General features: G+C 63.6%; 21 protein-coding genes and 4 tRNA genes. 11 read left to right on the plus strand and 14 right to left on the minus strand.

All coding sequences use genetic code 11. The features are described 5' to 3' along the window. Window positions 1–12 precede the first annotated feature (12 nt). Together G6N38_RS23055 and G6N38_RS23060 are read left to right on the plus strand one after the other, a co-directional pair. Window positions 13–522, plus strand: a complete 510-nt coding sequence (locus G6N38_RS23055) for an Rv2253 family sensor-like surface protein (protein ID WP_163750306.1) — start codon at window positions 13–15, stop codon at window positions 520–522. A gap of 154 nt (window positions 523–676) precedes the next feature. Beyond that, window positions 677–2,329, plus strand: coding sequence for a hypothetical protein (locus G6N38_RS23060; RefSeq protein ID WP_163750307.1), 1,653 nt, complete (start codon window positions 677–679; stop codon window positions 2,327–2,329). 278 nt (window positions 2,330–2,607) lie between these two features. Here G6N38_RS23060 and G6N38_RS23065 read toward each other — a convergent pair. The 3 genes from G6N38_RS23065 to G6N38_RS23075 all read right to left on the minus strand — a co-directional run bounded on the left by G6N38_RS23065 (window position 2,608) and on the right by G6N38_RS23075 (window position 2,868). Continuing rightward, window positions 2,608–2,682, minus strand: a tRNA-Val gene (locus tag G6N38_RS23065). A gap of 11 nt (window positions 2,683–2,693) precedes the next feature. Further along, a tRNA-Cys gene (locus tag G6N38_RS23070) sits at window positions 2,694–2,767 on the minus strand. 28 nt (window positions 2,768–2,795) lie between these two features. Continuing rightward, a tRNA-Gly gene (locus tag G6N38_RS23075) sits at window positions 2,796–2,868 on the minus strand. A gap of 176 nt (window positions 2,869–3,044) precedes the next feature. Between G6N38_RS23075 and G6N38_RS23080 the strand changes: the two genes are divergently transcribed. Next, a tRNA-Val gene (locus G6N38_RS23080) sits at window positions 3,045–3,119 on the plus strand. Window positions 3,120–3,213: 94 nt separating this feature from the next. Here the strand turns inward: G6N38_RS23080 and G6N38_RS23085 are convergent. The 3 genes from G6N38_RS23085 to G6N38_RS23095 form a co-directional block, all read right to left on the minus strand. Then, on the minus strand, window positions 3,214–3,960 hold the full coding sequence (locus tag G6N38_RS23085; RefSeq protein ID WP_246227393.1) for a tyrosine-type recombinase/integrase: 747 nt from the start codon (window positions 3,958–3,960) through the stop codon (window positions 3,214–3,216). Between the two features lie 440 nt (window positions 3,961–4,400). After that, a complete protein-coding gene (locus G6N38_RS23090) occupies window positions 4,401–7,469 on the minus strand; it encodes a hypothetical protein (RefSeq protein WP_163750308.1) in 3,069 nt (1,022 codons plus the stop codon). A gap of 1,094 nt (window positions 7,470–8,563) precedes the next feature. Continuing rightward, a complete protein-coding gene (locus G6N38_RS23095; RefSeq protein WP_163750309.1) occupies window positions 8,564–9,022 on the minus strand; it encodes a Het-E N-terminal domain-containing protein in 459 nt (152 codons plus the stop codon). 1,225 nt (window positions 9,023–10,247) lie between these two features. On the opposite strand from G6N38_RS23095, the gene G6N38_RS23100 reads away from it, so the two are divergent. Then, complete coding sequence (locus G6N38_RS23100) at window positions 10,248–11,546, plus strand: sensor domain-containing phosphodiesterase (protein ID WP_163750310.1); 1,299 nt, start codon at window positions 10,248–10,250, stop codon at window positions 11,544–11,546. A gap of 23 nt (window positions 11,547–11,569) precedes the next feature. On the opposite strand, the gene G6N38_RS23105 is transcribed toward G6N38_RS23100, so the two are convergent. Then, window positions 11,570–12,652: an IS110 family RNA-guided transposase gene (locus tag G6N38_RS23105; RefSeq protein WP_163750311.1), complete on the minus strand. Its 1,083-nt coding sequence runs from the start codon at window positions 12,650–12,652 to the stop codon at window positions 11,570–11,572. Between the two features lie 494 nt (window positions 12,653–13,146). Between G6N38_RS23105 and G6N38_RS23110 the strand changes: the two genes are divergently transcribed. Beyond that, on the plus strand, window positions 13,147–14,424 hold the full coding sequence (locus G6N38_RS23110) for a diguanylate cyclase (protein WP_163750312.1): 1,278 nt from the start codon (window positions 13,147–13,149) through the stop codon (window positions 14,422–14,424). A gap of 61 nt (window positions 14,425–14,485) precedes the next feature. On the opposite strand, the gene G6N38_RS23115 is transcribed toward G6N38_RS23110, so the two are convergent. From G6N38_RS23115 to G6N38_RS23135, 5 genes are all read right to left on the minus strand, one after another. Further along, complete coding sequence (locus G6N38_RS23115; RefSeq protein WP_163750313.1) at window positions 14,486–14,965, minus strand: DinB family protein; 480 nt, start codon at window positions 14,963–14,965, stop codon at window positions 14,486–14,488. Between the two features lie 109 nt (window positions 14,966–15,074). Continuing rightward, the gene (locus G6N38_RS23120) at window positions 15,075–15,869 is read right to left on the minus strand and encodes an RsiV family protein (protein ID WP_163750314.1); all 795 of its coding nucleotides are present in this window, start codon (window positions 15,867–15,869) and stop codon (window positions 15,075–15,077) included. 246 nt (window positions 15,870–16,115) lie between these two features. Then, on the minus strand, window positions 16,116–16,400 hold the full coding sequence (locus G6N38_RS23125) for a hypothetical protein (protein ID WP_407662801.1): 285 nt from the start codon (window positions 16,398–16,400) through the stop codon (window positions 16,116–16,118). A 106-nt stretch (window positions 16,401–16,506) separates the two neighbouring features. Continuing rightward, window positions 16,507–16,938, minus strand: a complete 432-nt coding sequence (locus tag G6N38_RS23130) for a DUF6319 family protein (protein ID WP_163752291.1) — start codon at window positions 16,936–16,938, stop codon at window positions 16,507–16,509. Window positions 16,939–17,064: 126 nt separating this feature from the next. Next, window positions 17,065–18,423, minus strand: a complete 1,359-nt coding sequence (locus G6N38_RS23135) for a cytochrome P450 (protein WP_163750315.1) — start codon at window positions 18,421–18,423, stop codon at window positions 17,065–17,067. Window positions 18,424–18,735: 312 nt separating this feature from the next. Here G6N38_RS23135 and G6N38_RS23140 point away from each other — a divergent pair, with 312 nt between their 5' ends. Further along, entirely contained in the window at window positions 18,736–19,125 is a 390-nt protein-coding gene (locus tag G6N38_RS23140) for an STAS domain-containing protein (protein WP_163750316.1), read from the plus strand. A gap of 30 nt (window positions 19,126–19,155) precedes the next feature. Beyond that, a complete protein-coding gene (locus tag G6N38_RS23145) occupies window positions 19,156–19,626 on the plus strand; it encodes an ATP-binding protein (RefSeq protein ID WP_163750317.1) in 471 nt (156 codons plus the stop codon). 1 nt (window position 19,627) lies between these two features. Here the strand turns inward: G6N38_RS23145 and G6N38_RS23150 are convergent, their stop codons facing one another. Beyond that, on the minus strand, window positions 19,628–20,038 hold the full coding sequence (locus G6N38_RS23150) for a Zn-ribbon domain-containing OB-fold protein (protein ID WP_163750318.1): 411 nt from the start codon (window positions 20,036–20,038) through the stop codon (window positions 19,628–19,630). A 2-nt stretch (window positions 20,039–20,040) separates the two neighbouring features. Beyond that, entirely contained in the window at window positions 20,041–21,246 is a 1,206-nt protein-coding gene (locus G6N38_RS23155) for a thiolase family protein (protein WP_163750319.1), read from the minus strand. Window positions 21,247–21,343: 97 nt separating this feature from the next. Between G6N38_RS23155 and G6N38_RS23160 the strand changes: the two genes are divergently transcribed. The 4 genes from G6N38_RS23160 (at window position 21,344) to G6N38_RS23175 (ending at window position 25,470) form a co-directional block, all read left to right on the plus strand. Then, complete coding sequence (locus G6N38_RS23160) at window positions 21,344–22,210, plus strand: SDR family NAD(P)-dependent oxidoreductase (protein WP_163750320.1); 867 nt, start codon at window positions 21,344–21,346, stop codon at window positions 22,208–22,210. Further along, the gene (locus tag G6N38_RS23165; protein WP_163750321.1) at window positions 22,207–23,274 is read left to right on the plus strand and encodes an NAD(P)H-dependent amine dehydrogenase family protein; all 1,068 of its coding nucleotides are present in this window, start codon (window positions 22,207–22,209) and stop codon (window positions 23,272–23,274) included. The genes G6N38_RS23160 and G6N38_RS23165 overlap by 4 nt, the downstream gene beginning before the upstream one ends. After that, on the plus strand, window positions 23,268–23,897 hold the full coding sequence (locus G6N38_RS23170) for a TetR/AcrR family transcriptional regulator (protein WP_163750322.1): 630 nt from the start codon (window positions 23,268–23,270) through the stop codon (window positions 23,895–23,897). Before G6N38_RS23165 ends, G6N38_RS23170 begins: the two co-directional genes overlap by 7 nt. Before the next feature lie 91 nt (window positions 23,898–23,988). Then, window positions 23,989–25,470 (plus strand): type IV pilus biogenesis protein PilM, encoded by a 1,482-nt coding sequence (locus G6N38_RS23175; RefSeq protein ID WP_163750323.1) that lies wholly within the window; start codon window positions 23,989–23,991, stop codon window positions 25,468–25,470. Window positions 25,471–25,600: the final 130 nt, after the last annotated feature.

Below are 25,600 nucleotides of genomic sequence, written 5' to 3' on the forward strand. Positions count from 1 at the left end.
TAGGATCGAGCCGTGGCTCACCCGGACCGTCGCAGCCTGAGCGCACTCCTTGGTTTGTGCGCGGCGCCGCTTTCGGTCGCCCTGTGCCTTCCCCTGACTGCTTCCGCTGACTCGCCGTCCTGGAATGGTGAGTATGCGATCACGTTCATCGTCGGTCCCAAAGCCGGAACGAGCATGGCGGCGGGTCAGCCCGAGCAGCAGCACACCGAGACCTACGGACTCCAATCGAGCTGTACAGGCGGAAAGTGCACCGCCACGATCACGAGCGGTCCTCCGCCGAGCAACCCGACGGTTCCGCAGCCCATTCAATTCACCTGGGACGGTTCGTCGTGGACGCAAGCCAACGATTTCCAATGGCAATGCATGATGCCCGACGAGACGATCCAATGGAGTCCGGCCCACGCCGACGTGCGTTACACACCCCAACCTGACGGGTCCCTTTCCGGCGTCATGCACACCGAGATTTTGAGCGGCGCGTGCCAGGGCACAGTTGACATGGAGATGACCGCCGAGCGCACGTAGGAACTGGCCACGCTGCTGTGGACTCTGGTCCGGAGGGATCGTATGGGTGGCATGTTCACTCAGGTCACCGGAAAAGGTACAGCTGACTGAGGTCGGCGGTCTACGCTCGGCTGGCGGTGCCTGATCGCACCGCGGTGGAGGTCGCGGCGGGGATATGAAGGCCAGCAAGGGGTTTACCCCGAAGGCGACACGAACGACCGTACTGTTATGCCTGCTTCTCGTGATCGCGCTCGGCACATCGCTGCTCTTCGGCGGATCGACGCTCGAAGACGCCTTCATCACCTTCCGCTATGCCAGGAACCTGGCCGACGGCGCAGGCGTCGGTGTGTGGAATGTCGGCCAGCCACCGGTGGAGGGCGCGACGAGCTTCCTTTGGATGCTGATCCTCGGAATCGGGATGAAGGTGGGAATATCACCGTTCCTGCTGTCCAAAGTCATCGGTCTGGGCAGCCTGCTTGGCGTCATCCTTCTGTTCGGGTTCCTGTCGCGGTCAGCCGCACGCCGTAATGACGAGCGGACCTCTCGCGCTGCGCTCGCCACGGCGGTGCTTGCCGCGCTTTATGTTCCGTTGGCGTGGTATTCGGTGAGCGGCATGGAGACCACCTTTTTCTCATTTCTGGTCGCCGTAGTCGTGGTGTCCATGATCGAGAGGCGCGGCACCTTAGTTTGGGTGCTCATCGACAGTGTTGCCATCGTCGTGCTTCTGCTCTTGCGCCCCGAAGGAATGGTGTTCGGCCTTTTGCTGGGGCTGTTCAAGATCTTCTTCAGCGACGACAGAGACCGGGCGCGCTTCGTACCGCTGGCGGTGTTCATCCTCGCCGTCATCGGAATCGAGGTATTCCGACTCGTCCAGTTCGGTGAGCTATTGCCAAACACCTACTACGCCAAGGCTTCAGGGGGAGCCGCGGGGTTCTTCTTCACGTTCGGCGTCAGCTATCTACGTGACTTCCTGCGCAACTGTTGGCCGATCTGGCTAGCCCTGGCGGCTGGCGGCGTTCTCGCCTTGCGCCGCAGAGACTGGACAGCGCCAGAGGTCATGCTCACGCTCGTCGTCGTGATCTACATCGGTTATGTCCTCAAGGTGGGCGGTGACCCGGTGTCGGCGTTTCCGCTGTGGCGCCACTTCGTCCACATCGCGCCGGTATGGCTATTCCTCACGGGCGCGGCCATCTCACGACTGAGCGCCGGCGACGTGCGCGCCGTCATGCTCGCCGCAGCCGTCGGCCTCCTGACCGTCGCGATGACATGGATGAAGACATTCACCCCTGCGGGTTCGCTCGCGGTGCAGCCGGGTCTTGCTGTGCGGCAAGCGGATAACGCCTATTTCGACTTTGTCAATCGCTTCGCCGACAACAAGCAGGTAGCAGCCGTCTCGTTGGCGGGTCAATGGGGCTGGTACGTCCCCATCGCCACGATCGACATGCTCGGCCTCAACGACCGTCACGTCGCGCAGTTCGGCACCTTCCAGCGCGACGGCGCGCTTGATAGCAAGACTGATATGGCTTACGTGATGGGGCAGAAACCGACGATTGTCGACGGCCACGACAGCGGGCTCAAGTTGCGCCAAGGTCGCTGCCCGCAGAACATCATCCTGGGCCGCAACGGAGTCCGTCACGACATGCTGCTGGGCATCTTCAAGTCCGACGATTTCCTGGACAACTACTACTTCGTTGCCAACGCCCCCTACGAAGTATTGGACCGGGCGCTGTTCGTCTCCGCTTCGGTCGCCGATGCCGCGAGAGCCACCGGTGCCGAGCTGGTGCCGTTACGAAAGACTGTCCTCAACGATCGGACCTGTCTGCCGTGAGAATGGCGCTGGAGTGCCCCGCAACGCGCATTCAGGCCATCGTGGTGGTCGCGGTAGACAATGACGTCACCGATGGCTCAGCAGCCCGGTAGCAGCAGGACGTCAGGTCAATAGCGTGGTGTCGCCGACGAGCGAGGCGGCTAACAGGTGCGTCGGGTGGGGAGGTCCGTTCCAGGATCAGCAATCCGGTGATGAAGACCACTTCATCGACCGTTCCCATCCCGGGGCTCCGCTGGAATTCGCCTGGGCTTCAAATGCGCGTTCCGGCCGCAACATACTGGTGCGCGATACTGGGATTGAACCAGTGACCTCTTCCGTGTCAGGGAAGCGCTCTCCCGCTGAGCTAATCGCGCTGGGCACATCTTGGAGGTGGAGACGGGAATCGAACCCGTGTGCACGGCTTTGCAGGCCGTTGCCTCACCACTCGGCCACTCCACCGTTGGGTCTGATGCCGCTTGCACCTTCGAGCGGATGACGGGATTCGAACCCGCGACCCTCACCTTGGCAAGGTGATGCGCTACCAACTGCGCTACATCCGCACGCCTCGGATGAGATCGTCACCCGGTGCGAAGGACGACAATAGTCGACGCAACCGAAGCCACACAAATCCCGACGTCGACCCGCTGCGACGAGCGCATTCTGGCCGGGTGGCGCCGTCGTGCTAGTGTTCCTGCTCGGCGAGGTCGCCACCCTTGGTGGTGTGTCCGCCACCCCGGGTCTCGTAGCTCAGTGGGAGAGCGTCCGCCTCACACGCGGAAGGTCGCTGGTTCGATACCAGCCGGGACCACCAGATAAAAGCCCAGATCAGAGGGCATATTTTCAGCCAATCGGCACCTCAAGAAACCACGATCGCGAGATCTATAGGGCCAAAATGGGGCCAACCCTCAGGGGTGATCGACCTGGCGGTCGTCGAGCGCATCGAGAGCCGACGCCACGTCGTCGAGTTCGTCGTCGTAGAGATCGGCGTAGGTGTGCCGCAGATCGTGCACGCGCAGCGTGGGCCGGCCGAGTTCGGCGATCGAGTCGTACCAGTGCACCGAGCGCTTCCAGTTCTCCAGGCCCAGCCGCGAACCCTTCGGTGAGGTGATCGCCGGTTCGCCCGGGCGCCGACCTGCGAGACGCTGCTCCAGGATCGGCACGACGCGTTGGGGGATCGGGATCGAGTGACGGCCGGCGGCTGATTTCGGATTGCCCTCGACGAGCTTGCCGCCGACCTGGGTGATCGAACGCCGGACGCGAATCCGGCGCGCCGTGAGGTCGACATCCTCGACGTTGAGACCGGTCAATTCGCCGAACCGCAGCCCGGTGTAGGCGAGCAGCGAAACGATGTCACCGTTGTCGCCACAGATCTGTGTGAGTGCAGCGACCTCGGGGGCAGTGAGATAGGTGTGCGTTGTCTGGCGCATTGGCGGAAACTTGGTGCGCGCAGCGGGATTTCGGCCGAGAAGTTGCCCGTCGTCGGCGGCATGGTGCGGGCACATCTTGAGCACCGAGTGATACCAGCGCAGCGTGCGGGGGCTCAGGCCGTCGGCAGCCATCTCGTTGACCCACTTCTGAATCGACTGGTGATCGATCTTGTTGACCTGCCATCCGCCGAATCGCGGTTGCAGCCAGGCGCCAGATATCTTCATATCCCCGCCGCACCTTGGGACTCAGGTCGAGCCGGGACGGAAGCCACGCTGCATAGACCTCTGCCAAGGTGATCCGCCCGGCCCGCGGGTCGACGACATCTCCGGCCGCGGTCTTGGTGACAATGGCCGCTTCGAAGATGCGTGCCTCGCGTTGGGTCTTGAAGGTCTTTCGGCGTTTCGACCGGTCAGGCAGTCGCCATTCGACGTCGAATCGGGGGCCGAGGCGGGTTTCGCGGCGAATGATAGCCATCAGTTACTCCATCAACAGGGCTGTGCTGCATAGTATTTCACCCCATGCCGACAGAAATCGGTGTGCCGCAGCCCGCTGTGGATGATCGGGCTCCTGTGCATGCGCGAGGCCCGGCGCGAGGCCTAGACGGTTCTGCGAAGCGTCGCGGGTGATCTCCGGGTGGACAACACGACCGTCCAAACCTCCTGAGTCATTCGGTCGGTTCGGTCGCAGCGACTACCGCTGCCGGATCCACCTTCGCGAGTGCCGGCAGTGGGATGAACCACGGCACACCCGACCACGCTCTAGCGATTGCAGCACGCCCAATGACTTCGTGGCCCGTCTCGGCAAGAAGAGCGCCAACCTCAGCGAGTTCGCGACTAGCAGGAATTGCGGCGAGAAGGTCGAGAGAACGATCTGTGTGGCCGGCAGTGATTGCCGCTTCGGCGATGATCGGGAGAGCTGCCGTCCGCTGCGCGGGATCTGGGATTGCGTTTACGCAGGCTTGCGCATGGTCGAGATGACCACTACGTGCTAGTGCAGACGCGACGGTCAGGTAGGCCGAAGCAACGTCCGTAGGACTAGTGACGCTGCGCACTAGACGATTGGCCAGGTCGGGATCAGATGCAGCCACGCCGGCAGCCATCGCGGTGATGGCACCAGGTCGCTTTCCTCTGGGAGCGGAACGAATAAGGCTCTCAGCGCGTTGGTGGTCCCCAATACGAGCCAGGGCGGCAACAGCAGCTATCAGCGCCCCGGAGTACTCGATATCACGTATGCGTGAATGAGCGAGGGACAGCGCCTCGTCCATGATTCGGCGCGCCTGTTGAAAATCTCCCTCGGCAGCACACTCCTGTGCGATGCTGGCCAGCGCCGCGACACGAAGAGGTCTGTCGGAGATTCTATTTGCCGTCCTTCGAGCACGTTTCGACTTGCCTCCCTTCGCCAATGCAGCCATTACTACGGACATCCGCTGAATGGACGCATCTGGATCGTCGTACGTAACGTCCAGCTCGGCCGCGAATTTAGCCGCTCTCGGACGGCCCGCCTCCGCTAGAACCGCCACTAAATCCGACCGCGCTTCAGAACGTAGGTCGCCGTCGCTCATCAGTAGCAGCGTGCCAACCGCTCTGATGACCCTCCCGTGCCGGCCATACCCGATACTGACTGCGCTGAGCGTCTTCTCCCAGAGGATGTCGTCGTCTATCTCGGTGAGGCAAGATCTGGCCTTGCGAAACATTCCGTTGGCGGCTAATTCTCGTATGACAGCCAACCAGCCCTCGCCGCGCTGAGGACCGCTTCTGACGTTACGAATCATCGCTATTGCTTGTTCAACGCGTCCCGCTCGGACCAACGCTGTGCACACGGCAATTCGCTCCGCGGTCCGCTCTGTATCTGAGAACCCGCGAATGACCTGCTCGGCGCGTTCAAGATCACCGCTTCGGGTTAACTGAGTAGCTACGGCCGCCAATGCAGCTCGGCGTAACCCATCGTTAGTAAGGGCATTCGCCGCACGCTCCGCCATCAGAACTGAGCCAGATTGGGCATGGGCAACAGCCACTCTAGTCAACAATGCTGCCCGAACGTCGTCGAGATCCACACCTTCACACAATGATTCGGCAGACTCACACTGGCCAATCTCAAGTAGCGCAGAGACAATTACCGCCAACATTTTGGCCTTCTCAGAAGCGTCTGTCGTACTTGTCGCATCGGCGTTCGCCGCATCAATGGCTTGTCGGTACTTGACGACATCCCCGGATTTTGCGAGAGCAACGGCGGCAGTGCATTTCGCAATAACTCGGCCGTAGGGATCGCGGATTGCGAGCTCGGATGCCTCGTCGACAACTTTCGCGACCGAGGAGCGCGACTCAGTGTCGGCCATTGCGTGGGCAACGACATTCATAGCGGCTGCTCGACCACAGTGATTGGTTATCTTGCGAACGAGGTCCACAGCTATGGCTGGTTGACCGGCTTTCACTGTCTCCACCGCGACAATCAGGAGGGCCCGGGCTCCGCTCCCCGTCAATTCACCGATCGCGTCGGCAACTTGGCGATGCCATGCGAGAGGCGTCGTCTGGCTCATCATGAGCGACGGCAATTCGTACGGCAGTGGTCGCACCGATCCCGGTGTCGCCCCTATGATTTCCCCGATCCGCCGCGCTGTTGCGAGGTCACCAGCGCGCGTAAGCGCCTCCGCCAACCCTGCGAGCAGGTCAATACGTCTTGGATCAGAGTCGGAGATCAAGGAGGCTAATAGCTCGATCCAGTCAAAGCGTCCTGCGTCCGCCAGAGCTTGTGCTGCAGCGACGAGCGCGCTAACCCGACCTTGCTGCTTCTTGTCGATCCTGAAAAGCGCCGAGTTGAGCTGTGCCGCTGCGCCGTCTGTCGGGATGGCCGTCGTGGCCGTGACCTCGATTAGTGTTCGCATGCGCCAATGGTCGTCGGGAACTATCGCCACGACGCGACCAGCGAGCTCGGAGTCGCCGATTTTCGCCAAGGCGAAAGCAACTCGCGCATAGATTTTCGACCTAGAGTCGTTGGTAACCCGGCTCCCCAGATAGACCGCGGTCTGACCATCGCCGAGTTCGGCAATCGCCGCGGCAGCCATCGCTAGGTCTTCGCTGTAGTCGGTGTATCTTGGGTCCGCGATAGCGACTGCTTCCATGGCTGCCCGTCCACAACGCGCGCGGTCGCCCATCGATCCGAACTCCGCTGCCAGCTCAGCCAACGCGCCAGCTCTGCGATTTTTGTCGATGATATTGGACGTTAATGCGATGGCGTAATCGGACAGTTCGGCCGCGCTATCCCGAGAATCACCGCGAACCATTGCCGCCGCAACGCGTGACAGAGCCGTCGCTCGGAGGCGGGCGTCGGAGACGTTCTTCAAAACATCCAGGGCTGAATTCGCTTCTGACAACTCGGAAAGCGCGGCCGCGACCGTTATGTACGCCCCATCGTCGCCTCGCGCCTGAGCAGCTGCCATTGCCCGGTGAAGTTGTCCTTGTTGCACCCAAGCTGTTAGCAAGAGCTCGGGTATAACTGTGCCTCGAGATGACACGGCATCACGGTGTCGCGCAAGAACGCAAATTCTCGCCAAGTCGGGGCAGGGTTGACGCGCGAGATAATCAATGGCGCCTGTCAGTTCTAGCATCGATGCGGCATCACCGCCCGTCATGAGATATAGGCGCTTATGGCGGTCATCATCAGAGGCGAAAAGATACACATCGTCGCCTCGGCCGGCGTTCTTCAGGACGCGGGGATAGTCGAGAAGCAAGTACACGGGACTAGAGTCAGGCCAGCGCTTCTCGACGTAACTCTTAGCCCATGAATGAATGCGATCCCGGTAATCCGCAACCCGGGGCGCAAGCTGCAGCTCAGCTTGAGTGAGCAGTTGGTCGTGCGCAAGAACATAGCGGTCTCCGAGCCCTCCTTGAAAAGAGGCTCCGCGTTGTGCCGTCAACAGTCGGCCAGCCTCGCCTGCCAAGGCGGCAGTGATGTCAGGCTTAACTCGGGACGTCAACTCGGACAGATCTGCGCAGCTGAGTCCACCCTGAGCGGCAACGATAAACCCCACCACGTCTCGGAGCAGTGGGTCTTGCAGCGCCCGCTGTAACTCATCTTCGGCACGACGCCCGATCCCGCGAGCATGCGGCGACGGAGGTAGAGGTACTGAATGCCACTCGAACAGTGGATGCTCGGGTTGAAGCCTCTCCCGGACGAGAGGCGCGCGTCTGCTCGAAATGATAATTCGCAGCGCGGGGTGCGGCCGCATCGGTAATTGCGATCCAATACTCGGGGAGCCATCGTCTTCGTCTAAGCCGTCGACGATAAGAGCGATCCGACGCCCTTTCCGCTGAGCCAGTTCACATGCAGTCTCAAGGAGTCTGCGCCTCAGGTCGTTCAACGCCGGCCCGGTCCAGTCGTTTGGCAATTGCTCACCGGTTATGACAGCTAATTGGGGAACGATCTTGAAGTTGAACCCCGCTAGATCGCATTCTGTGGCTATTCCACGACGGACAAAAAAATAAGCTGTGTCGACCTCGGAAGGGGGATCGAGCGCGAAAGTCGCCAGGAGACCCGTTTTGCCAGACCAGGGGTCGGCTTGCAGCCAGAGGTAAGGGCCGTCAGCCTCCAGGAATTGCCTCAGGTCAGCAAGCTCGGCTGACCGATCTAGTAACGGCCTAGGGGCAAGCTCTGAGACATATAGTCGATATCCCTGTTGCAACGTCGAAGCAGACGCCTGGGATTCGCCGAAATGCACATGCTCCGCGCGAAGCTCCGTGACGACGTTGTCGCGGCCAGCGACAAATAAATCTCTCCCGGTAGAAACATTCTCAATACGCGCGGCGAAACCGGGGGCTGGAGTCGCGCCTACTAAGGGTTTGGGCGTTGCTGCTCGCCTGCGCGTATACCACTGATGTTTACAACACGTGCTTCTATGTCGCTGGCCCTGACGCCGATCGCGCCTGCGCCGGCGTCTACGTCGTGGACATTTAGTAATTCGGTACTAATTCTGTCTAGGTCGACACCAACGGCGGTCGCCGCGCTCGGTGCATGAATTCGGATCGCCTCTAAAAGGTAACTGGAGGCGGCGAGCAGTGCGGCATCTCCTTCCGCGCCAGCGTCTGTCAGTATTTCTTTAAGAGCTGCTCGCTGGACCTCCGAGTCAGGTTTGGCTTCAATGGCTTTGGTGTCAACCTGCGAATATCTCGCCTCTGATAGTAGTTCCTTAACTCTGCCGTAGGCATCCTTTATGGCTTCGGCGACGGTGTCTGTCAGCCCAGCCGATGCTCCCGCGGCCAGTGCCGCGACGACTATCGAAACGGGGTCCATAGTGGCGCCTTCCAACTTGAAGCCCGCAAAGGCGCAGGCGACTTTGCAGTCACTCTAATGGTGACCATTGACCACGCGTCAGATTGACTAAGGCACCCGCGCGTGGCGAGTCGCCTCCGCGCCTGCTAATCGCGGGCGCCACCTTTCTGGACGAGTGGGGCACGAATTCCGCAAGTAAGGCTGGACCGGCCACGCTGGATGACGTGGCCTGCCCCACTGACTTTTGATCAACGGGTTGGGGGTCCGAGACTGTGTGGCAGCGGAAGTCCGGACGGCCGGAAGATGGCCAGATTTGGGAACAAATTTGGGAACACAACGCTGCGAAACCCCCAAAAGCATGGGACCCAACGGTACTGAGTGGACTTACACAACGGACTGACCAGCTCTTTGGGATTCGGCGTGATGCCGAAAATGCCCGGTGCCTGGCTCATAACCCAGAGGTTGCATGCTCGGATCCTGCCCTCGCTACCACCCAAAACGGCCGTCCTCGGCAACGCGATCGAAGCAGGACATGGTCATAGGGCTCGGTGGCACCGCTTTGGAGCCCGGGCATGGTGGCGTTGACGGCAGGCCAACGAGTCGTTCTTTGAGCCCTAAGCCCGACCTCCCGCTTGGTGTCCGGATACTCGGGGTCGAATTGAGCCCGAATTCATAGGGCCAAAATAGGGCCAAACTTTCAGACCAAGTGCTCCAGAGGGTCCAATCCGGCCCATCCGCAAGCCTCTGACCAGTGCAAACAGAAAGTTAGCGGGTCTAAGTCAGCCTCACACGCGGAAGGTCGCTGGCTCGATACCAGCCGAGACCACAGCGCAAAAGTCCAGTTCAGAGAGCATATTTCAGCGATCCCGCACAGCGCGAGACGGCATTGCCGAGACCGCCAGGGCCAAACGGTCAGTGGACGCGACGTGACTCAATGTGTTGCCACATAAGGACAACGGGCGCATGGCAGCGTCGCCCAGAGCCGCCGACGAAGTATCCCTCTGTCGTTGAGCGTCCCCACGGCTGATTGATGGCGTGGGGCGATCGCGGGTAGCGATGGCGAGATTGCGCCGCAGTGCCTGGGCGCTGAAAGTCGCTGCACAGATCGCGGTGGTTCCGCTGTGTGGGCATTTTCCCTCGGAGAACTCGGTACCCTGAACCCGACCGGAGCTCCCGCTGGCAGCGCATATCTCGCCCAGAACCGACGTTTTGCCGTGGTGAGTCGCCGATGCGGAGGAAGGGTGCGATGGATCGGCTGGTTCAGGCACTGACCGCTTCGGTCGATCCAGCGTCGTTAATGGTCCGCGTCGCTGAGCAGGCGTGTGCGTTCATGGCGAATGCCGATGGGGCCGCTATCAATCTGCTTCGCGCCTCCGACAATTCCTATGTGACGGTTTCGGCAAGCGGCGTACTAGCACCTGCCATGGGATTCGTGGTCTCCAAGGACAACAGTTTGCAGGGCATCGCTGCGCAGGAGAAACACCCCATCCTGATCCACGATGCGCAGGCGGACCGGACGGTGTCGCGGAATGTCCGTGCGATCAACAAGCAGTGGGGCACCCGATCTTGGGCGGTGATTCCGCTGTTGCACAACGACAGAGCCATCGGTTCGCTGATGCTGGCCGCCACAGCCGCCGGCGCCTTCACCCAGACAGACATCGACCCGATGGTCGCTGTCAGCGATTTTGTTTCGGCGTTGATCGGCAGTCAGTCGGAGCTTTCGACGCTGTTGACGGACGTGATCACAGACGGTCAAGACCGCGGGCAGGGGGCCTTCACAGCTCGATTTGTCGCGTCGGTGATGATGCCGGAAGCGGTCGAGGCCGAGGGGCACCAACTTCGACTGGACGCGCTGCTCGAACAGCCTGACGTCCTCGGCGTGGCATTTCAGCCCATCGCGCATCTGGCGAGCCGCAGAACTATCGCCTACGAAGGGTTAGCGCGCTTTCCCGCGCCGATGGGGTTGACCCCGACGCAATGGTTCAGCACGGCCCGCCGCCTAGGTCGAGGCCTCGACCTGGAGGGCGCCGCCCTACGTGCCGTCTTGGCGGCAGCTCGTGGCATCCCGAGCGAGTGTCCGGTCTCGGTCAACCTGAGCCCGAGCGCTGTGCTGGAGACGGCGATTCAGGACATCCTGTTAGCCCAGGACCGTCAGCTGATCGTAGAGATCACCGAGCACGAACCGTTTCCCGATGACCTCGGCGCGGGCCTGAAGGGTCTGCGCGAACGGGGAATCAAGGTGGCGGTCGACGATGCCGGCGCCGGATATGCCAGCTTCACTCAATTGCTGCGATTACGGCCAGACATCATCAAGATCGACGGCGAGTTGATCGCTGGCATCGACAGCGATCCGGCAAAGCGTGCGATAGCCACCGCACTCACGTCGCTGGCGGCCGAGCTGAACGCGAAGATAGTCGCCGAAGCCGTGGAGACGGCTGACCAACTACAGACACTGATTCGTCTCGGTATCGAATATGGCCAAGGCTTTCATCTAGGTCCGCCGCGGCGTGTGCCTCGCCAGGACCTCGGTGGCGCAATGTCTTGATCGGTGGACTCTTCTATGTCTTGTCAAGCGGCTTGAGGGTTGGCGTTGGGTTCGGCGTGGAGTTTTTCAAGGGTGCGGTAGAGATGGCGCGCGAGGTAGCGCTTGAGGCAGCGCCGGATCTCTTTGGTGGTGCGTCCTTCTGCGCGACGTCGTTCGACGTAGGCCTTGGTGTCGGGGTCGTGGGTCATCCGGACGATGACAGCCATGTGCAGGGCACGGTTGAGCCGCCTGTCGCCGCCGCGGTTGAGTCGGTGGCGCACGGTGTTTCCGGAGGATGCGGGGATCGGGTTGACGCCGGCCAAAGCGGCGAACGCCGCTTCGGAACGGACCCGGCCGGCGTGCGACCAGGCGGTGTAGACGACCGCGACGGTGACTGGGCCGATGCCGGTTTTGTCCAGCAAGACAGCGGCCTTGCTGGCGTGAATGAGATCAATCATGTTCTTGTAATTGGTCGCGAGTTGCTCGGTGAGATCAACCACGCGCTTGGCCAGCCGTACTGCCTCGGCGCGTGCAGTAACGGTGACAAGGTCTTCGACTCGGGTGCGCCAGCGGGCGACCTCACTAATTTGACTGGCGGTCAGCGGCTTACGCGCATCAACACCCAGGGTGGCCACACGCAACAACGCAGTGAGCGCGTTGACAGTCGCGGTGCGTTCGGTCGTCATGTGCTCACGGGCCGTGACAAGAATGCGCAATGCAGCTCGGATGCCGTCGTCACTTCGGGGACGGCGCAGCTGCTCAGGCTCAAGGGACAACACCGATGCCGCGATCCTGCGGGCATCGAAGAGGTCTGATTTGCCAGTCCCGCGATGGGCTCGTGCGTTCATCGCAGCCGCCTCCACGACTTCATAGCCAGCTCGCTTGGCTGCCGAAGCCAGGTGGGCTCCGTAGCTGGCGATGCCTTCAATGACCCACAGGGTGGCCAATTCGCCTTCGGTGCGCCGCGCGGCCCAGGCGATGGCCCGATCCAGGCCGGCACCGGTGGCTGGAAACTGCTCACTGGCGACCAGCTCGCCAGTGGCCGCTACCAATACGGCCAGGGTGTGAGTGCGGGCGTGGGTGTCCACTCCGATGACGAACGGGTGGTTGTGCGCAACGATGGTCATGGTGGTGGGATTCCTTCCATACGCGGGACAGATCCGGCCGCCAAAACGGCCGGCGCCGGCCTGGATGGAAGTCACGTCGGGGCAGCACTGTGATGAGCCACGATCCGCCCCTGGGGCGGGGACGGGCAGTCTTCTGATCAAGTCACCGAGGTGGAGCCGGGTCAGCGTCGGCCGTCCGCCCCTGCGCTGGACAAGTCCACCGAAACGCACCCAACGGGGCGAATGATTGTAAGAGTCACAACCCAAGGCGAGGCGACCGCCGCTAACCCTGCCAGCCAGTCCCAGACCAGCCACTCGAAGACTCACAGTGGTTGTATTCCCGGTCCCGTCAGGAGCACTGAGGAAGCGGTGGGGTGCGCGAGTGCGCCGCGGCCGCCGCGAACGACATGCGGCTCGCGAAACCGTACCTGCTTCTTTAAGGTCAACGGTAGGAGAGTAGCTGGCGAGCGATGCTAGCTGGCGGGGGATGTGTATGGCCTGCCGGAGGGAATATCATGGCGCAAATAGCCGCGTCTGACGATGCGCAACGACTTCAGCAACTCATCGATCGCCTGCCGGCGATGCTCGCCTACTGGGACGGTGATTTGCGCAATGTTGTTGCCAATCAGGCCCATTGGAACTTCTTCGGTAAGACTCCCAGTGAGATCCGGGGTCTGCATATTACCGAGTTACTGGTCGGGGATCTTGGCGTGGCGAGCTTGCCCTATGTCTATGCGGCGATGGCAGGTCAGGATCAGGTGTTCGAAAAGACCCTGACCGACCATAACGGCGTCACCCGACACGTGCAGGCCGCCTATCTCCCTGACATTGTCGACGGCCGTGTGCAGGGTTTGTACGTCCAGGTGACCGACGTGACGGCGCGGGTCGAGGCCGAACGGTCTCGGGACGAGGCCCAGCGCTTGTTCCAAATCACCCTTGACAGTGCACCATTCGGGAAGGCCGTGTTCGCCAGGGACGGGCAGGCGCTGTTTGTTAACCCAGCGCTGCGCCAGCTGCTGGGTCAGCCGCCGCACGCCGCAGCGGTGCTGAGGTACGACGATGGCGTGCATCCCGAAGATCTCGCTGTGGCGCAGCAGGATTGGCGCGAGTTGCTCTCGGGTGCGGTATCACAGACCTCGACCGAGGTCCGCTACGTCAAAAGTGACGGCACTACGATCTGGGCGCACCGCGTCGCGGTATTGGTACCCGGTGGTCATGGCGGTGCCGATGTCGTGGTCGCACAGCTTCACGATGTCACTTCCCGAAAAGTTGCCGAAGCCGAACTTGCGCGCCTTGCGGTGACCGATCCGCTGACCGGGCTATACAACCGGCACTCGTTGGTCGCTCGAATCGCCGATTATCGCGCCACCCAGCCGACCGCTTTGGTTGGAGCCGTGTTCATCGACCTCGATGGGTTCAAACAGGTCAACGATCTCCACGGCCACGCCGCGGGCGACACCGTCCTGGAGGCCGCGTCTCGCCGGCTCGTCGAGGCGGTGGCGCCACCTTCTTCGGTATACCGGCTCGGCGGTGATGAGTTTGTCGTCCTGGTCATCGATGATGTCCGCCCATCTGCCGTCGAACGGCTGGCCAAGGACCTGATCGCGGTACTCACCGGGTCGTATCTCGTCAACGGTGGCGAGGTCACGCTCACCGCCTCGGCGGGATGGGCCTGCAGTGCCACAGCAGATGCTGCTGAACTCATCCGGGAAGCTGATGCCAGCATGTACCGGCACAAGGCGCGGGGCAGGAACGAATCCGCGTTGGGACGCAACGATTGCCGCAATTTCTAGAGTCGCCCGTAAGCCTTCGCGTCCCGACGCAGACAGGTCGGCTAAGACGTGGTCTCAGATCTCAGCTAGCAAGAATCTGTTCGCGCAGGATGTCGGCGTGACCGCAGTGGTGAGCCAGTTCGCGCAGAACCTGCAGGTACACCCAGTGCAACGTGCGGGGCCCGCCCCGATGGCCCGTCACGACAGCGTCTAGCGGGAGGCCGGACACGGCCGCCCGAGCCGTCGCACAGGCCTGCCTGTGCGCCGCCACAACGCTGGTGCTGCTGTTCTCGTCAGCGAGTTGGAAGGACTCGTCTGGACTGTTCACCAGTCCTAGCTCCCCACGGGGTCTACCTCCGACGCACTCCTCGAACCACACTCGCTGCATCCATGTGACGTGCTTAAGCAACCCGAGCAACGTCGTCGCCGAGGGCACGAGCTGGACACGAACCTGCTCCTCGGTGAGACCGCTGAGTGCGGCTTCGATGGCGCCCCGATACTCCTCGATAAACGCGTCGAGCTGAGTGCGCTCGTCATCCAGCAGCACCTCGAACGGGCGCATTAGAACCTCCCATCACAGCGCCAATCAGGTGGTCCCCAATGGCACGTACGAACAGCGTTGACGTTAGCGATCGTGGCTCGACCAGAAGTCGATGGACGACACGTCGTGCTTACGCGATCATCGGGTCGATCGCGGACCGCGGCACCAGAACGTGCAAGGCCCCGGCTGAGGTGGGCAACAACACGCCCTGGTCGAAGAAGAAAATCACCCCGTCGTTGACCACCGCGAAATTCTGATAGTTGGCCGGGTTGTACAGCGCTGCTGGCGCGAACGGCAACGGCGCTGGCGGGGGTGGCGGCGTGCTGGTCGGCGTGGCCGTAACCGGTTGTCCGGGTTGTGCGGGCGGCGCAACGGCCGGCGGCGGTGCCAGTTGCTGCTGCAGCTCGGACTCGACGATGGGCGCGACGGTCTTCAGCGGGTCATCCACCCGCCACAGCGGCGCATGTTCTTTATCGTCGGGTGCGGCGGTGTAGGTGATCGCCTTGCGATAGCTCTGGTCCCAGTTGAATGCTTTGTACGTCGTCTGAGGACCCCCACCGCCGATGTCTTGGGTCACCGTGAATACCACGGCCTGCGTGCCGCGCGGGGGAACCGACGAGTTGTACTCCGTCGGCGTGATTTTCAGCTCGTATGGCGTGCTGTGGGGCGCGCCGGACTTGGCCGTGTTGAGGAACGCGTCACGTGTCTGGGAGATGTAGTCGGCGACCGATTTCTGGTCGGGGTAATCCAGCGGGACGCTGATATCGACGCTGTACCCGGCGTCCGAGAGCTGGATCTCACAGGTGCTGCCGGTGTTGGCGCCCTTGAGGTCGGCGCAGTAATCCTTCGGGGCCGCCGCCGCCAGCCCAGAGGAAACGGACATCGCGGCAACCGTGACGACTACTGCCACGCTAAAAGAACGCATGAGTGATACCTCCAAACACACGCGGCGCGCGCCGCGACCAAAGATCATCGTGCGCCACGCCAGCAAAGCGCCCCGACGGCATTGGCGCTCCACATCGTAGCCCAGGGGTCACGCCGCGCGCGGCGAGTAGTCCGGGGCAGCGCATGATGGGCTTCGTCCAATCATGTTCTGCCCCAGCAGTTTCTCTGTCGAGGTGGCTCAACCAGCCTCGAACACGTGGCGTCGGCCCTATGCAGAAGAGGGCCACTAGCCATGCGGCGCCTCTGAGATCTTGGTGTCTTCTTTGCCGAGTGTCTGGCAATAGAGCGTGACGGAGGCCTTCGTGGCAGTGATCTCTAGATTTGCCGGGTCCTGCCCGCTCTTGTCCTTGAGCATCTTGCTGACTTCATCGTTCTGCTTCTTCTCGTCTTGAGTGAGGAAGTCCTTGCACTTGGTGTCGCCGCCGGTGTTGATGACCTCGGAGGCTGAGCAGCCGCTGAGGACGGCCGCCGCCGCCGATGCTGCAAGAACGGAATGCGCGATTCGCTTCACTGGGAACCTCTCTCGGGTGGGACACGGCACGCAGGTGATTCACAGAATTGCGGAATTTGAAACCCAGCGATGGGTTGTGCCTGTCCACCTGGGGCGTTCGACCCGCTCAGTCCAAGTCTGCGAGCGCCTTACGGGCGGCTTCCAACTCGGCTTCGAGTGCGGCGACCCGGGCGGCCTGTTCCGAGCGCGCCTCCTCGATGACCTCGTCGATCGGGGTGGCGAGATCCTGATGCAGTTCCTTGGCCGCTCGGGAAACGGCGGCCGCCGCAACCGCGAGGTTACGCGCCACGTATGTGGTGCCCCGCTTGAGCTCCGCGTGCCATTCACCGTCGGCGGTACCGGTGACAGTGAGTGTGAGCTCGAGCGTCTTGGACTTCTTGCCGGCCTTCTTGGCCGGGGTCTTCGCCGGCTCCTCGGTGTCCGCCGGGGCGGGCGCCACCTGGGTTTCGGGCACCGTCGCCGCGACCGGGCGAAGCAACAGGTCCGGCATTTCAGTATTGGTAGACGGTGCTTCGGTTGCCCAAGTGTCTACAGTCATGGTCACGTCGGTCTCCTCCTGAAGGACGCCCGCAGTGCGCAGGCTGGCGATGCCCTTCAGTAGAACATACGTTCGACATACGGCCAAGTGGCCGACCCGGCATGTCGCAACGAAACCTCTGCCGGATTATTGGTGAATCGCGGTGTTGTTGCGGATGTTTCGCAATTCTTGTGCGGCCCGCAGTCGCGCCACGGTGATCCGTGCGCCGCGCTTCGGTGTGAGAATCACGTGCTTGACCCGCTGGCTCTCGCCGCGCGCCGTCGTCGGCACCAGGTCCGTCCGGCGCAGCACCTCGCCCAGCACCACCCGCATCTCGGCCATCGCGAACGTCGCCCCCAGACACCGGCGCGCCCCGCCACCGAACGGCAGCCATGTCGTCGGGCTCAGCGTCGCCCCGATCATCCGATCAGGGTCGAAGCGATCCGCATCGGGATAGACCCGGTCATCGGAGTGCACCAGACCCACTCCGGGCGCCACCATCACCCCGGCTGGCAGCAGATACCCGGCGATCTCCACCGGCTGTTTCAGAACCCTGCCGACGTCGAACACCACGGGCCGGTTGCGCAACGTCTCCTTGGCCACCGCATCCAGGTACTCGTCGTCGCCCGCCTCGGCGGCCCGCACCGCCTTGGCCAGCACCGCGGGATGTCGTGTCAGCCGCTCCAGGGCCCACGACAAACCCGTCGCCGTGGTGTCGTGCCCGGCCACCAGCAGGGTCATCAACTGGTCGCGCAACTCCGAGTCGGTCATCGTGCGCCCGTCCTGATCGGCGGCGCGCACCAGCATCGCCAGCGCATCGGTCCGTGACGCCAGGTCCGGATCGGCGCGACGTTCCGCGATCTCGGCATACAGCAGCCGGTCGGCCTCCTCGATGCGCCGGCGCACCCCGCGCCAGGGCCGCCGCTGTTGCAGGCTGGGCGTGCCGATCGCCAGCAGCTGGAACGCCGACAGGTTCAGCAGCTTGGGCAGCACCTCGCGCAGCGCGGCCAGCCGCGCGGCGTCGCTGGCGCCGATGACCAGGCGCATGATCACCTCCAGGGTGATCTCCGACATCTTCGGTGCCACCGCAAACGGCTTACCCACCGGCCAGCCGGCGATATTGGCTGCGGCGATCTGTGCCATCACCTCGGTCTGACGTGCCACGGCGTCGCGGTGGAACGGCTCCAGCATCAGCCGGCGTCGATCGCGGTGTACCTCGTCGTCGACCACTAGCACCGAGGCCGGGCCCAGCAGGCCGGAGAGCATCGAATTCGCCTCGCCGGCATGATAAATCGCGGGATCTCCCGCGAACACCTGCTTGATGTCGGCTGGGTCATCGAGGTACACCAGCGTGCCCATCTGGGCGATTCGCAGGGTGAATGTCCGCCCATAGCGTCGCCGGCAGGCCGATACTAAGTGCGGCCAGTAACGCAACATCAGCACGGCCTGAATCGCAGGGGGCAGACCGGGGCCTGGCGGCAGCGCCGTCGTCGGCTTATTAAACATGAGTCCAGTATAGAAAATTCACCCTCCGACGCACCGGGATTGACGGAAAGGTGCGATTTACCGGGGCTAAGGCGACGGTTTGTCGATTCGGCCGGCGCGGGCGCACACCCTGACGTTGGTCACCGCTCCCACATTTGGAGGCGGTGTACGTTAGCCTTTAGTGGTCTCGCCGGGAAGTTTCCGATGCTGACCCCGCGCCGTAAGCAGACCGGCGCAGGCCTGCTAACAAGTTCATGCCAGGTTCAGACGGCAGCCTCGCAGAGACGACGTATTCGCGAGCGTGCCGTCTGGCGCGTGCAAATGAGGTGAATCTTGGACGAGCAAGGCACTGCCACCACCGGCACAACGACCGCTGCCAACACAGGCTGTGTGATCGACGAGCAATGGATCGGGCGGACGGTTGTCATCTCCGCGACCGGCGTGGTGGACATGCTGACGTCACCGCAACTGGAGACCAGCATTGCCACCTCGCTGACGCGGGATCCGAAGGCCATCATCGTCGACCTCTCGGGCGTCGACTTCCTCGCTTCGGCGGGAATGGGTGTCCTGGTCGCAGCCCGCGACAAGGCTTCCGCCGACATCGGCTTCGGCGTCGTGGCCAGCGGGCCCGCCACAAGCCGGCCCCTCAAACTGGTCGGTTTGGCCGATATTGTCGGTCTCTACGAGACTCTGGAAGAGGCACGCGCCGCACTGGGTGAGTAATTCTCGGAAGTTGGGTATAAGAGATTTGCCATGACGACACCGAGTTACCCATGCCCCACAGCTGACGGTGACCGTTTCATCCGTAACGATGTCGTCGCTGATGCGCACAACGCAGCCAGGGTTCGCGATGAGTTCGCGACCTGGCTGCGAGCTTGCGGGGATCTGGACAGGGTTCGGTACAGCGACGTCGTCCTCGCGGTCAATGAAGCGCTCGCCAATACCGCCGAGTTCGCCTACCTGCACACCGGCGGCCCCGGCACCATCGATGTGGAAGCTGTCCGCGACGGCGCCACCTTGACCATCACCGTCGCCGACCAGGGCCGTTGGCGTGAATCCACCCCGGCCACGCAAAGCCGCTCCCGCGGCCGCGGCATCCCGCTGATGCAGGCATTGGCCGACGACGTCACCATCGATTCCTCCGCGCTGGGCACCACGGTCTGCCTGCGCTTCGAACACCTCAACGCCATCCGCCGCGACGACGCCGACTCAATAGTCAGTTAGCTCAAGCCGGTTCGTAGCGCAGCATCGTCACACCGGAATCGGGATAGTCGACAAACACCGGCTGCAGCCGCATGCCGACTTCCAGTTCGGTCGGCTCGGCGTTGACGATCTCGGTGGAGAACCGCGGCCCTTCGTCCCACTGCACCACGGCCAGCAGCTGCGGCACATCCTCGGCAAAATGCGGTGCTGTCGGCCGGTAGGCCACCGTGTAGGTGTAAAGCGATGCGGCCCCGGAGATCTCCCGCCACTGGAGGTCGTCGGCCAGCGTGCCCGGCGCCAACACCCGGGGATAGAACATGTACTGCTGCGCGGACGGCGAGTACTGGATCCGAATCTTGTGTTCGCCCAGCGCATCCCAGAACGGCTGGGTGGTGGGCGTCGGGATCGGCATCGGCTTGACGAAATCGCCCATGACTAATCGCCTTCCAGGACAAGGGTGGTCTGTTCACTCAAGATGCCGCCGTTGCCGGAGACGAAGGCGCGGTGGCAATCGGCCACCTGGGTGGCCCCCGAGCGGCCCATGATCTGACGGGTGGCATCGCAGATGTGGTGCATGCCGCCGGCGGTGCCGGCCTGCCCGTAACCCAGCTGCCCGCCGGCGGTGTTCATCGGGAAGTCGCCGCGGAACGTCAGGTCGTGTTCGGCGATGAACTGCAGGCCCTTGCCCTTCTGGCAGAATCCCGCGTCCTCGAGGCTGAGCAGCACGGTGATGGTGTAGCAGTCGTAGATCGACACCATGTCCATATCGGACGGGGCCAGCCCGGCCATCGAGAATGCCGACGCGGCTGCCTTGATCATCGGTGTCTGCAGAAGCTCATGGGCGTAGGTGGGCGTCTTGTAGGGGACCCGCTCCCCGAATCCCTTGACCCACACCGGCCGATTGGTGCTGCGACGGGCCAGCTCGGCGTTGGTCACCAGGACAGCTGCGCCCCCCATCACCGGCATGACGATCTCCAGCATGTGCAGCGGCGCGGCGATCACCGGGCTGTTGACCACGTCGTCGATGGTGATCGGGGTGTCTTTGAAGATCGCCCCCGGTGTGTGATTGGCGTTGACACGCTGGTCGACGCTGATCTTGGCCATGGCGCGTTCGTCGTAGCCGTAGGTGGCGCCGTAGCGGGTCGCGACCTGCCCGTAGGGGCCGTTCTGTCCGAGATTGCCGTAGGGGATCTCGAATTCGGCCTGCGGCGAGCCATACCGGTTGCTCGACGCCCCGAAGTACATCAGCTCGCTGACGTCCAGCGGTTTCTGCGCGCTGACCGGGGTCATCGGCGTCGCGGGGATCACGCACAGCACGGCGTTGCACAGCCCCAGCTCGATGGCAGCCGCGGCGCGCCACACCATCGCGACCGCGCTGGCGCCGCCAAGGTCGACCATCTCGGCGAAATTGGCTTTGATGCCCAGATATTCGATGACGGTCGAAGGGACGAAGATCTGTGATTCCTGCAGGTGCGTGGTGCAGATGCCGTCCACATCAGACGCCGACAGGCCCGCGTCGGCCAGGGTGGCCGCTGCCAGCCGGGCCCACTGTTCGAGGGTGAACTCCAGTGGCCCGGTCGGTCGCTTGGTGGAGGGGAGTTCGGTATAGCCGACGATTGCGGCCTCTCCGCGCAAGCCCATTCGGCAGCCCTTCGTCGCATCATTGCCCAATAACATTGAGCATGTAATCATATTGAGCGCTTAATGAGAATCTGGATGTAGGGAGAGGTAGCTCACAGTGGTATTACCGCTGGACGGAAAGGTCGCCGTCGTCACCGGCACCAGCCGCGGCGTGGGACTTGGTATCGCGCACGAACTGCTGCGGGCCGGGGCCACGGTTGTCGGCTGCTCGCGAGGACCGTTGGACGCGATCCCCGGCGTGGCCGACAACCCGGACTGGCTGGGCCGCTCGTCGCAGCGGGTCTGCGATCAGGGCGACTACCGGGCCATCGACGCGTTCGTCGACGCCGTGGTGGCCGACTACGGCCGCATCGACATCCTGGTCAACAATGCCGGCGGCACGGTACCCGCACCGCACGTCGAGGACATCCCGGAGCTCGTCTCGCGCATTCAGGGCGCACCGGCGGCCGCCGACGACTACGAACGCACGGTGTTGTTCCACGCCTTCGCCATTCAGATGAACCTGATCAGCCCGATGTGGTTCGCCATTCGGGTGTTTCGGCAGATGCGTGACCAGGACGGCGTCGGCTCGATCGTCAACATCTCCAGTGGCGCAGGCCATCCCGCCGGATCGCCCACGCTGGTGTCCTACGGCGCGGCCAAATCCGGGCTCAATCATCTGACCCGCTCGCTGGCCGAGGAATGGGGACCGAAGGTGCGGGTCAACTGTTTGGCACTGGGCCCCACCATGACCGACAACTTCAAGTCGTTCGTGCTGCCCAAGGATGACCCGACGGGGGAGAAGTACTTCCACGCCGTGCCGATGAACCGAGCCGGCGAGCCCGCCGAGGTCGGCCGTGCGGTGGTGTTCTTGTGCAGTGGCACAGCCGATTTCATCAACGGCACCACCATCGAGATCGACGGCGGCATGATGCCCGGCGTGCTGTACGAGGCGGGCCTGAAGACCATTACGGATCTGCTATGAAGCGCGTCATCCAGTTCGCCACCGGCAATGTCGGCAAGCATGCCCTGCCGATGATCATCGAGCGGCCCGACCTGCAACTCGTCGGGTTACACGCGTACGGCGCCGACAAGGTCGGTCGCGACGCCGCCCAGGTCTGCGGGCTGACCGAGCCCACCGGCGTCATCGCCACCAACGACATCGATGCGCTGGTCGACCTGGGCGCCGACTGCGTGGTCTACACCTCGCAGGCCGAGATGCGCCCCCAGCAGGCGATCGAGGAGATCTGCCGGTTCCTGCGGGCGGGCACCAACGTCGTCGGCACGTCGATGGTCTGGCTGGTCGCCCCACACCACGCCGACGCCTGGATCCGCGAACCGCTGGCCCAGGCCTGTGCCGACGGCGGCACCTCGCTGTACATCAACGGCGTCGACCCGGGCTACTCCGGTGACAGTCTGGTCTACACCGCGCTGACCTTGGCCGGGCGGGCCACCGCGATCACCGTGTCGGAGATCTGTGACTACGGCAGCTACGACGACGCCGAATTCACCGGCGTCAGTTTCGGTTTCGGCACCGCGCCGGACCACACGCCGATCATGTTCGCGCCCGGGGTGCTGTCCTCGCTGTGGGGCGGGCAGGTCCGCTCGCTGGCCGAGGTGCTCGGGGTCACCCTCGACGAGGTGCGCGAGCGGCACGAGAGCTGGGTCACCCCCGAGCCGATCGACTGCACGATGATGAGTGTGGCGCCCGGTCAGGTGGCTGCCGTCCGCTTCGCGGTCGAGGGCATCCGCGACGGGCAGCCGGTGATCACCATGGAGCACGTCAACCGGCTCACCCCGGCAACCGCACCGCACTGGCCCTACCCGCCCGACGGCCGCCTTGGCGTGCATCGGGTGGTCGTACACGGAAACCCCGGGGTGGAGATCAACACCCACCTCGGTCTGGACGGCGTGGACCACAACGACGGCGGGGTGATCTCCACCGCCGCGCGAGCCGTCAACGCCATCGACGCGGTGTGTGCCGCGCCGCCGGGTCTGGTGTCCGTCAAGGATCTGCCCGCCGCGCACGCCGACGCAGTGATGTGGTGACCAAGGCTTCGCCGCGGCGTCCGCCCGGCGGCAGCCAGCTGCGCGCCGACCGGACTCGCGACGCGGTACTCGACGAGACAGTGCGCTGCGTGGTCGAGGAGGGGTTTGCCGCCGCCAGCGCCAAGCACATCGCCGAACGGGCCGGCGTGACCTGGGGCGTGGTGCAATACCACTTCGGTGACCGGGACGGTCTGCTGATGGCCGTTGTCGACCGGGGTTTCACCGAGCTGCTCGATTTGTTGCGCAGCCTGCCGCCCCCGTCGGGCGATCAAAGCCGCCGCAAGCGGGTCGAATTGGTGGTCCACGCCGCGTGGGAGGCGTTCTCCAGCCCGACGTCGCGGGCCTCCCTGGAGATTCTCATCGGCACCCGGGCGATGCGCGACAAGCGGGCCACCCGCCATCTCGTCGAATTGCACAGGGCAATCACCGATTTGAGTGGCGACATCGCCGAAGGCCTGGACAGTCCGCACGCGGCGGCCATCGGCGACCTGATCTGGGCCACCATGCGTGGTCTGGTGATCACTCAACTGGTCATGGCCGGACCGTTGCGCAACAGCCGGGAACTGACGGCGCTGGTCGATGTGATCTGCTCGTACCTGGATCTACATGGGCAAACACAGTGAGCACCAGGCAAAGTCACAGTTAGGTCATAGGCGTGCGCGCGCTCGGCGCGCCTGAGTGACATTCGTCGTGAGCCATGGTGATCATGGCCAAATGACCGAACCACTGGGTATCTCCGTGGGCTCAACCAGCCTGGTGGCCGCGCGTGCCGGAGCTGCGCCGGTCATCTGTCCTGCCGAATTGACACTCGGCGACCAGGTGTGGACCGGCTTTGTCGACCGGGTCGGTGACCCGATGCCGCTGGTTGGGGACGACGGGGTGTCCTATCGCGCCGAACAGCTGCTGGCCCTGGCGCTGTCCGCGCTCGCCGATGCCGGCGGCGCGGGTCTTGCGGCGGTAGCGGGTGTGGCGGTTCCGGCGCACTGGGGGCCCGGCCGCCGCGACGCGCTGCGCGACGCCATGTGGAGCTTGCCCGCACTGGCCGGCGCCGGCGCACCACCACTGCTGGTCTCCGACGCCACCGCCGCGCTGCGCTCGCTGCAGAACGATCCGGGCCTACCGCGCCACGGCGTGATCCTGGTGTGCGACTTCGGTGCCAGCGGCACGTCGCTGACCCTGGCTGATGCCGGTGCCGACTACCGCCAGATCGGTGAGACCGCACGCCGCGCGGGTTTGCCCGCCGAACTCGAGGCGTTCATCGATGACACGCTGGCGCAGGCGCGGATCTCCCGCGAGAGTATCAGCGCCGTCGCGGCTATCGGCGATTCGGAATCGATACCGGCTGCTGTGCAACAACTCTCGGAGCACTTGCGGCTGCCGGTCACGATGTCGGCGTATCCGCAGCTTGATGCGGCGCTAGGCGCGAGTGTGGCCGCGGCACGACAGCTGGCGGCCGACGCACCGACCGGTCTGGCGCCCGCACCGCTGATCGCTGATGTCGGCCCGCAATCGGCGACCATGGCCGCCGCGCTGGCCTGGTCGAGCGACGAAACCCCCGATGACCCGATCGCGCAAGACCAGTCGTATTCCTACGGCGACTACGACTACCGCGGCTATGGCGACTACGAGAGCGACGACGATCTCGCCATCCTCGGCGGCGACGAGTCCGAGCGACGCGAGTCGGGCCTGACCCGCAGCGTGCCCCTGCTGCTCGGCGGGGCCGCCGCCGTCGCTGCCGTGGCAGTCGGTGGCTTCGCCTACACCCTCACAGGTGCCAGCACCCCCGACACACCGAGCACGCAGTCGGTGAAGCCGGCTCCGGCCACGGCGGTCACCGCGCTCACCCCGGCACAGCAGAGTCCTGCGGCGCCTCCACCGGTCCCGACGGAAACCGTCACGATGACCAATGCGCCCATCAGCACGGTCACCGAACAGGCACCGCCACCCCAAACCACCATCGTCACCGTGGAAACGACGATCACGACGCCGCCGACCACCACCACGACAACGCCGACGACGACCACCACAACAACGGCGACCACGACGCCGCCGACCACCACCACGACAACGCCGACGACGACCACCACCCAGTGGGACACCACAACCAGCACGACGCGAAAGCCGTTGATCCCCGGGTTGCCGCCGCCACCGCACATCCCCGGCCTGCCTCCGCTACCGAACCTCAACGTGGGCTGAGCCGGCTCCTTAACACGCAGGTAGAAGCGTGATGTGTGCGATGACACAGGAGATTTCGAACGTTTCAAGTAGGTGATGCCGTTTGCGTCCGCTCCTCGACGGGAAGACGGAAGCAGGCCGACGGGGATTT

The sequence above is a fragment of the Mycolicibacterium helvum genome (assembly GCF_010731895.1).
GTDB classification, from domain to species: domain Bacteria; phylum Actinomycetota; class Actinomycetes; order Mycobacteriales; family Mycobacteriaceae; genus Mycobacterium; species Mycobacterium helvum.

Coding starts and splice junctions, on each gene's coding strand:
- G6N38_RS23060 (WP_163750307.1), top strand. CDS start 677: ATGAAGGCCAGCAAGGGGTTTACCCCGAAGGCGACACGAACGACCGTA.
- G6N38_RS23085 (WP_246227393.1), bottom strand. CDS start 3,960: ATGAAGATATCTGGCGCCTGGCTGCAACCGCGATTCGGCGGATGGCAG.
- G6N38_RS23095 (WP_163750309.1), bottom strand. CDS start 9,022: ATGGACCCCGTTTCGATAGTCGTCGCGGCACTGGCCGCGGGAGCATCG.
- G6N38_RS23100 (WP_163750310.1), top strand. CDS start 10,248: ATGGATCGGCTGGTTCAGGCACTGACCGCTTCGGTCGATCCAGCGTCG.
- G6N38_RS23105 (WP_163750311.1), bottom strand. CDS start 12,652: ATGACCATCGTTGCGCACAACCACCCGTTCGTCATCGGAGTGGACACC.
- G6N38_RS23110 (WP_163750312.1), top strand. CDS start 13,147: ATGGCGCAAATAGCCGCGTCTGACGATGCGCAACGACTTCAGCAACTC.
- G6N38_RS23115 (WP_163750313.1), bottom strand. CDS start 14,965: ATGCGCCCGTTCGAGGTGCTGCTGGATGACGAGCGCACTCAGCTCGAC.
- G6N38_RS23120 (WP_163750314.1), bottom strand. CDS start 15,869: ATGCGTTCTTTTAGCGTGGCAGTAGTCGTCACGGTTGCCGCGATGTCC.
- G6N38_RS23130 (WP_163752291.1), bottom strand. CDS start 16,938: ATGACTGTAGACACTTGGGCAACCGAAGCACCGTCTACCAATACTGAA.
- G6N38_RS23135 (WP_163750315.1), bottom strand. CDS start 18,423: ATGTTTAATAAGCCGACGACGGCGCTGCCGCCAGGCCCCGGTCTGCCC.
- G6N38_RS23145 (WP_163750317.1), top strand. CDS start 19,156: ATGACGACACCGAGTTACCCATGCCCCACAGCTGACGGTGACCGTTTC.
- G6N38_RS23150 (WP_163750318.1), bottom strand. CDS start 20,038: ATGGGCGATTTCGTCAAGCCGATGCCGATCCCGACGCCCACCACCCAG.
- G6N38_RS23155 (WP_163750319.1), bottom strand. CDS start 21,246: ATGGGCTTGCGCGGAGAGGCCGCAATCGTCGGCTATACCGAACTCCCC.
- G6N38_RS23165 (WP_163750321.1), top strand. CDS start 22,207: ATGAAGCGCGTCATCCAGTTCGCCACCGGCAATGTCGGCAAGCATGCC.
- G6N38_RS23175 (WP_163750323.1), top strand. CDS start 23,989: ATGACCGAACCACTGGGTATCTCCGTGGGCTCAACCAGCCTGGTGGCC.